A 6,965-nucleotide genomic window follows, 5' to 3' on the forward strand; every position below is an offset into this window, starting at 1 on the left:
CGTTGGGACAGGGGAAACCAATCGGAGACATATTGAACCTCCGTCAACTCGAGATTCTCCGCGCCGTCGTGCAGTTTCGCACGACCGTCGGCGCCGCGGAGCGCCTCGGCATGTCCCAGCCCTCGATCTCGAACACCATCCGGCATATCGAGACGGTGCTCGGATTTCCCCTGTTCGAACGCATCAGCAACCGGCTGTCTCCCACCGAGGAGACCCTGATCCTGCTCGAGGAGTCCGAGCCGCTCTTTCTGCTGCGCGACGCGGTCAACCAGCGCGCCGCCGACCTGCGCATGGGCAAGATCGGCCGCATCCGCGTGGCCTCCACCGCCGAGCTCAGCGAAGCGGTGCTGCCCCGGGTGATCGCCGATTACGCCCGCGAGTTCCCCCGCATCCAGATCTCGCTCGAGACCCGCCCGCTCGACAGCGTGCTGCAGGTGGTCGAGAACGGCGTCGCCGACGTGGCTTTCGCGATCTCGCCCTACGAGCGGCAGGCGATGGCCTACGAGCTCATCGATACGCTGCAGGCGGTGGTGCTCTGCGACGAGAACGATCCCGTCGCCAAGCTTGACGTGGTGTCGCCCAAGGATCTGGTCGAGCGCCCGATGGTCGGCCCGCAGGTGGCCAACCGGATCGGGCTGATGATGGCCGACAGTTTCCGCGCCAAGGGGCTGGATTACCGCCCCACCATCGAGACCCGCTTCATGAACGCCGCCGCGCGCATCGTGCGCGATGGCTGGGGCGTGGCGCTGGTGGACGAGCTTTCGGCCTATACCGCCATGCGGCCCGGGCTCGTCGTGCGGCCCTACAGCGCCGACATGAGTTTCGAGCTCTCGGCCGCGATGCCCAAGAGCAAGAGCCCGTCGCGGCAGACCAAGCGCTTCATCAAGGCCTTTCGCGAGCGGGTCGCGCTGCGCCTCGCCGAGGTGCGCGAAGAAAGCCGCCGCCCCGTCAGCGAGTAGCCTTCGCCTTCAGCCGTGCGAGCTGCGCCGCGCCACCTTCGGTGATCAGGTTGGTCTCGTTGGTGGCGACGATCGCGCGCGCCCCGAGCGCCAGCGCGTGGCTTTCGACCAGCGCCTCCGGCAGGCCCATCACCCCAAACCCGCAGCCATGGGCCGCCGCCGCGCCCGCGATGCGCTGGAAGGCGGCGCGCAGATCGGGGTGGTCGATCTGGCCGCGAAGGCCGATGCCGTCCGCGAGATCGTTGGTGCCGATCATCAGCATGTCGATGCCGGGAGTCGCTGCGATCTGATCAACTGCGCCCAAAGCAGGGGCACTTTCGATCATCGCGATCACCTCCACGTTGCGCTCGGCACCGTCCACCAGTTCGGAGGCGGGAACCACGCGGTAGTCCAGCATCGGCAGCGGGCCGGGCAGGGCGCGCGCCCCACGCGGGCCAAAGCGGCAAGCCTGAGCGATGCGCTGTGCATCCGCGGCACTGTCCACATGGGGGACGATCACGCCCGTGGCGCCGCAGTCGAGGACCCGCGCAATATCCGAAGAATCCGGCCCTGTAACGCGGCCGTACACCGGAAGACCAGCCGCGATCCCGGCCGCCGCCATCTGCCCGAGCTCGCCCAGTCCGATGGGGCCATGCTCCATGTCGGCAACCACGAAGTCGAATCCCGCGCCGCGCGCCATGAGAACCGACTCTGCCCGGCCCAGAACACAGAAGGCGAGGCCGTAAGCAGCGCTGGAGACGTTTTCAGACTGCCCGGGATTTGATCTGATGCTCATAATATGCTCTATTTTTGATCTGGAGATTTTTGCGTTGGCATCACGGTAGATCAGATTTTTCCGGAATATTCGGAAAAACGGCGGAATAAATACTTCCTATAAGGATATTTATAGCCTCCAGCCTTCATTGCTTCGCGCTTGCCGGTAACCTCCTCGGAAACCGGCGCCGGTGACGACGGGAACGACATCCGTTACCCGCGACCCCGCCGAGACAACAAGGAGGCGCGTCCATGCCAGACCGGACGACCAGCAACAGCGACACGAGCGGATCCCTGACCGCTTCGCCGCTTCTCAGGATCCCCGGGCTCTGCCTGACCATCTTGCGCCGCATCGTCGACGTGGCGGCGCTGCTGCTGCTGGCCTACATGTCCTGCGCCATCCTCGCCCAGATCATCGGGCGCTACTTCTTCAACTACTCCATCGCCTGGAGCGAGGAGACCGCCACCTTTGCACAGGTCTGGCTGATCCTGCTGGGCGCGGGCATCGCCATGCGCTTCAACCAGCATGTCGGCGTCGACGTGCTGATCCGCAAGGCGCCGCTCCCGGTGCAGCGGCTCTGCAATGGCGCAGGCCTGCTGCTGGGGCTGTGGTTCCTCGGCGTGGTGGTCGTGGGCTCGCTGTCGATGCTGAGCATCGGCTTCATGATCAAGTCGCCGGCGCTGCAGATCCCGATGGCGGTGCCCTATATGGCGCTGCCGGTGGGCTTCGGCTACTTCCTGATCGAGTTTGCCGTCACCACCCTGCCGCGCGTGATCGATCCCGACCGGGCAGCGGCCTCCGAGAAAGAGGAGGCCAAGGCATGATCTGGGCAGGCAGCGGGTTCCTTCTTCTTCTCGTCTCGGGCATCCCGATTGTCCTGGCGCTCGGCATCGCCGCGCTGGTGGCCATTGAGTTCACCACCACGGCGCCGATCTCGATCGTGGCGCAGCGGGTCTATGGCGGCATCAGCTCCTTCACCCTCATGGCGATCCCGTTCTTCGTGGCCTCCGGCCTGCTGATGGAGGCCGGCGGCATCGCCCGGCGCTTCGTCAACCTCGCCGGCGCGCTGGTGGGCTGGATCACCGGCAGCCTCTACCTCGTCTCCATCGTCACCGGCACCGGCCTCGCGGCGATCTCGGGTTCGGGCTCGGCCGACACGGCCGCGATCAGCGCGGTGATGACACCGGAGATGCGCAAGCGCGGCTACGACATCGACCTCGCCTCGGCGGTGATCGCCGCCTCCGGCTCGCTGGCCTCGGTGATCCCACCCTCGATCGTGATGATCGTCATCGCCATCACCGCCAACCAGTCGATCGGCGCCATGTTCCTCGGCGGCATCGTCCCAGGACTGCTGGTGATGACCGGCCTGATGCTGGGCTGCTGGCTCTTCGCCAAGCGCGGCGGCGAGGCCTATCGCGACCGCGAGCCCTTCACCCTCGGCCGCCTCGGCCGCAGCTTCCTCGAGGCGGTGCCGGGCATGCTGGTGCCGGTGGTGATCCTCGGCGGCATCGTCGGCGGCGTGTTCACCGCCACCGAGGCGGCCTGCGTGGCGCTCTTCACCACGCTGATCGTTACCATGTTCATCTACCGCGAGATCACCGTACGCGACCTGCCGCGCATCTTCCTGCGCGCCATCAGCCTCTCGGCCACGGTGCTGATCATCGTCGCCACGGCCTCGGTCTTCACATGGATCATCGCGACGCAGGGCTTCCCCGCCATGCTGCGCGACTGGCTCACCGGCGTCACGAGCAACCCCGTCGCCTTCCTGCTCATCGTCAACGTGCTGCTGCTCGTGGTCGGAATGTTCATGGAAAGCATCTCGGCGGTGTTGATCCTGCTGCCGATCCTGCTGCCCATCGCGCAGAGCTACGGCATCAACCCGGTGCAGTTCGGCGTGATCACCGCGCTCAACCTGTCGATCGGGCTCATCACGCCGCCCTACGGCATCTGCCTCTACGTCGCCTCGACCGTTGCCGGGCGCCGCATCGAGCAGGTCTCGCGCAAGGTCTGGCTGCCGCTCGGCTGCATGCTGGTGGCGCTGATGCTGGTGACCTTCGTGCCGGCGATCTCCCTCTGGCTGCCCTCGGTCCTGCTGTGACCCCGGGCATTCGGATTTCTCCCCAAACCAACCAGAAGAAAGTGAAAAAACTGATGTCCAACAGAGTTCTCACCACACTCGCGACCCTCGCCGCGCTTGCCGCCGCACCGGTCGCGGCCCAAGAATACAGCTTTCAGGTCGCGCATACCAACGCCGCCGGCGAAGTGCAGGACATGGGCCTGCAGAAGATGAAGGATCTGCTCGAGGCCAAGACCGACGGCGCCGCCACGCTCGAGATCTTTGCCGGCGGCCAGCTCGGCGACGAGCAGCAGACCGTCGAGGGCGTGATGCTCGGCTCGCTCGACATCGGCATGACCTCGAACGCGATGCTGTCGAACTACGTCGACGACTACAAGGTGTTCGACCTGCCGTTCCTGTTCCCCTCGATCCCGTCGCTGGGCGAGAAGGTCGACGCCAACTTCGACATGATGGAAGACTCCGCCAACGGCGCAGGCTTCCAGCTTCTGGCCGTGTTCTCCTCGGGCATCCGCCACCTGATGACCTCGGAGCCGGTCGAGGACATTGCCGATCTCGAGGGCATGAAGATCCGCACCATGCAGAACCCGATCCACGTCGAGGCGTTCCGTGCCTATGGCGCCAATCCGACGCCGATGTCCTACTCCGAACTCTACGGCGCCCTGCAGTCCGGCGTGGTCGATGGCGCGGAAGGGGCCTCCACCGGCTATGACGGCATGAAGTTCTACGAGGTCGCACCCTCCTTCGCGCTGGTCGGCTGGCTCAACATGACCGCCCCGGTGACGATGAAGAAAGACGCCTTCGACGCGCTGCCCGAGGACATCCAGACCGCTCTGATGGAAGCCGGTGCCGAGGCCGCCAGCTGGCAGCGCCAGTATGTCGTCGACCAGGAGCAGCCGCTGCTCGACAGCTTTGCCGAGATGGGCGTCACCATCACCGAGCCCGACACCGCTCCGTTCATCGAGGCCTCGCAGCCCCTTTACGAGAGCCAGCTCACCACCGATGGTCAGAAGGCGCTGTTCGACGCCCTTACCTCGGAGTGAGCCACTCCGGTCTGCGGCGTCGTTCTCCCCCGGCGCCGCAGACCGACCAACTACATGCAGGACAAGACACACATGCTCGATCTCGCCATTCGAAACGCCGAAATCGTCACCGCCGCCGACCGCATCCGGGCCGAGATCGGCATCCGGGACGGGCGCATCGTTACCATCGCCGAGGACGTGGGCGAGGCGGCGGAGGAGATCGACGCCGCGGGGCTGTTGGCCCTGCCGGGCGGCATCGACGCGCATGTGCATCTCGAGCAGCCGCAGGGCGGCGGCGTGGTGATGGCCGACGGGTTCGAGAGCGGCACACGCTCGGCCGCAGCCGGCGGCAACACCACCGTCATGCCCTTTGCCCTGCAACAGAAGGGCCAGTCCCTGCGCGAGGCGGTGCAGGCCTATCACGAGGCGGCCGACGGCAAGTGCCATGTCGACACCTCGTTTCACCTGATCATCACCGACCCGACGCCTCAGGTGCTTGGGCAGGAGCTGCCGGCGCTGGTCAAGGCCGGCTACACCTCGTTCAAGGTCTTCATGACCTATGACGACATGGTGCTGAACGACGCCGAGCTGCTCGAGGTTTTCGATGTGGCGCGGCGCGAGAAGGCCATGGTCATGGTCCATGCCGAGGGTTACGACGCCATCCGCTACATGGCCAAGCGGCTGGAAGAGGCCGGCAGGACCGCGCCCTATTACCACGCCGAGAGCCGGCCGCAGTCGGTCGAGCGCGAGGCCACGCACCGGGCGATCTCCCATGCCGAGCTGACCGACGTGCCAATCACCATCGTGCACGTCTCGGGCCGCGATCCGATGGAGCAGATCCAGTGGGCCAAGCGCCGCGGCATGAATGTGTGGGCCGAGACCTGCCCGCAATACATCGCCCTGACCGCCGACGACCTGAAGGGTCTGAACATGGATTTCGAAGGCGCGAAATACGTCTGCTCGCCGCCGCCGCGCGACAGCGACAGCCAGAAGGCGATCTGGGAGGGGCTACGCGACGGCACCTTCGACATCTTCTCCTCCGATCATTGCCCGTTCCGCTTCGAAGACCCGAAGGGCAAGGACGTGGAGGGCGCGCGCACCTCGTTCCGCTGGGTGCCGAACGGCATCCCCGGCATCGAGACGCGGATGCCGATCCTGTTCTCGGAAGGGGTCTCGAAGGGCCGCATCGGCCTCGAGCGCTTCGTGGCGCTGACCGCGACCAACCCGGCGAAGCTCTTCGGGCTCTACCCGCGCAAGGGCACGATCGCCGTGGGCGCGGATGCCGACATCACGCTCTGGGATCCGTCGCGCGAGGTGACGATCTCGCAGAGCCTGATGCACCACGATTGCGACTACACGCCCTACGAGGGGCTCGAGGTCAAGGGCTGGCCGGTGCGCACCATCCTGCGCGGCAAGACGATCTTTGCCGAGGGCGAGGTGACTGGGGGCCGTGATGCCGGGGTCTATCTTGAGCGCGGCACCAGTCAGGCGTTCGGGGGCTGAGGATTTCGGCGACCGCCTCCGAGACTTGCCGGCGCGGAACAAGCCGAAGGTGCCGCGCCATCGCCGGCCCGCCCCACCGGGCTGGCGATTTGGTAGAGCTTGGCACTTAGCTTCGAGGTCCTTCGGACCTGGCCGGGGATAAAACGAGGGATTCTCACCGTCGGATCGTCAGCCCGCGGGCCTGCGATGCGCGGCGGGCGTCACCCTTTCATCAGAGGGACCCTCACACCTCCGGCGCGATCCGCGACACCAGGTCTTCCATCATCGCGGCGTTCTGCATGCGCAGGATCGCCTCGGCGCTGGTCGCGTCCTGACGGCGCAGCGCATCGATCAGAAGCTGCATCTCCTCGGCCATCACCCGACGGCGCCCGGTGCCGTAGCCAAAGCCGCGGCGGAAAGCAAAGATCGTGTCCCAGCCGCGCTGGAACACCCGCAGCGCCTCGCGGTTGCCGCCGAACTCCACCAGCCGCGCGTTGAAGCGGCGGTTGGTCTCGATGGCGGCGATGTCCTCGCGCGCCTCGATCTGCGCGCGGTACTGCGCCGCCAGCGCCTCGAGCTCGCGGATCCGCTCCAGCGTCAGCGCGGACATGCCGCGCCGCACCGCGAAAACCCGCAGCTCGGTGTTCAGCTCGAAGAGATCGGTGATGTAGGCC

General features: G+C 66.3%; 7 protein-coding genes. 5 read left to right on the forward strand and 2 right to left on the reverse strand.

The window, feature by feature from the left end:
* Positions 1-32: 32 nt before the first annotated feature.
* Positions 33-959, forward strand: a complete 927-nt coding sequence (locus tag R2601_RS25395) for a LysR family transcriptional regulator (protein ID WP_007804018.1) — start codon at positions 33-35, stop codon at positions 957-959.
* Here the strand turns inward: R2601_RS25395 and R2601_RS25400 are convergent.
* Entirely contained in the window at positions 949-1,662 is a 714-nt protein-coding gene (locus R2601_RS25400; protein WP_375360186.1) for an HpcH/HpaI aldolase family protein, read from the reverse strand. The genes R2601_RS25395 and R2601_RS25400 overlap by 11 nt on opposite strands.
* Before the next feature lie 302 nt (positions 1,663-1,964).
* On the opposite strand from R2601_RS25400, the gene R2601_RS25405 reads away from it, so the two are divergent.
* The 4 genes from R2601_RS25405 (at position 1,965) to hydA (ending at position 6,312) form a co-directional block, all read left to right on the forward strand.
* Positions 1,965-2,537, forward strand: coding sequence for a TRAP transporter small permease (locus tag R2601_RS25405; protein ID WP_007804022.1), 573 nt, complete (start codon positions 1,965-1,967; stop codon positions 2,535-2,537).
* Complete coding sequence (locus R2601_RS25410; protein ID WP_007804024.1) at positions 2,534-3,811, forward strand: TRAP transporter large permease; 1,278 nt, start codon at positions 2,534-2,536, stop codon at positions 3,809-3,811. Before R2601_RS25405 ends, R2601_RS25410 begins: the two co-directional genes overlap by 4 nt.
* 53 nt (positions 3,812-3,864) lie before the next feature.
* Complete coding sequence (locus R2601_RS25415) at positions 3,865-4,830, forward strand: TRAP transporter substrate-binding protein (protein WP_007804025.1); 966 nt, start codon at positions 3,865-3,867, stop codon at positions 4,828-4,830.
* A gap of 72 nt (positions 4,831-4,902) precedes the next feature.
* On the forward strand, positions 4,903-6,312 hold the full coding sequence (gene hydA / locus R2601_RS25420) for a dihydropyrimidinase (protein WP_007804028.1): 1,410 nt from the start codon (positions 4,903-4,905) through the stop codon (positions 6,310-6,312).
* Positions 6,313-6,535: 223 nt separating this feature from the next.
* Here the strand turns inward: hydA and R2601_RS25425 are convergent.
* Positions 6,536-6,965: FCD domain-containing protein (locus tag R2601_RS25425; protein WP_007804029.1), on the reverse strand; the 430-nt coding region annotated here is incomplete at its 5' end.

This window comes from Salipiger bermudensis HTCC2601, assembly GCF_000153725.1.
Lineage (GTDB): Bacteria > Pseudomonadota > Alphaproteobacteria > Rhodobacterales > Rhodobacteraceae > Salipiger > Salipiger bermudensis.

Excerpts from the sequence above, each read along its gene's own strand:
- R2601_RS25405 (WP_007804022.1), top strand. The coding sequence starts at position 1,965 with ATGCCAGACCGGACGACCAGCAACAGCGACACGAGCGGATCCCTGACC.
- R2601_RS25410 (WP_007804024.1), top strand. The coding sequence starts at position 2,534 with ATGATCTGGGCAGGCAGCGGGTTCCTTCTTCTTCTCGTCTCGGGCATC.
- R2601_RS25415 (WP_007804025.1), top strand. The coding sequence starts at position 3,865 with ATGTCCAACAGAGTTCTCACCACACTCGCGACCCTCGCCGCGCTTGCC.
- hydA (WP_007804028.1), top strand. The coding sequence starts at position 4,903 with ATGCTCGATCTCGCCATTCGAAACGCCGAAATCGTCACCGCCGCCGAC.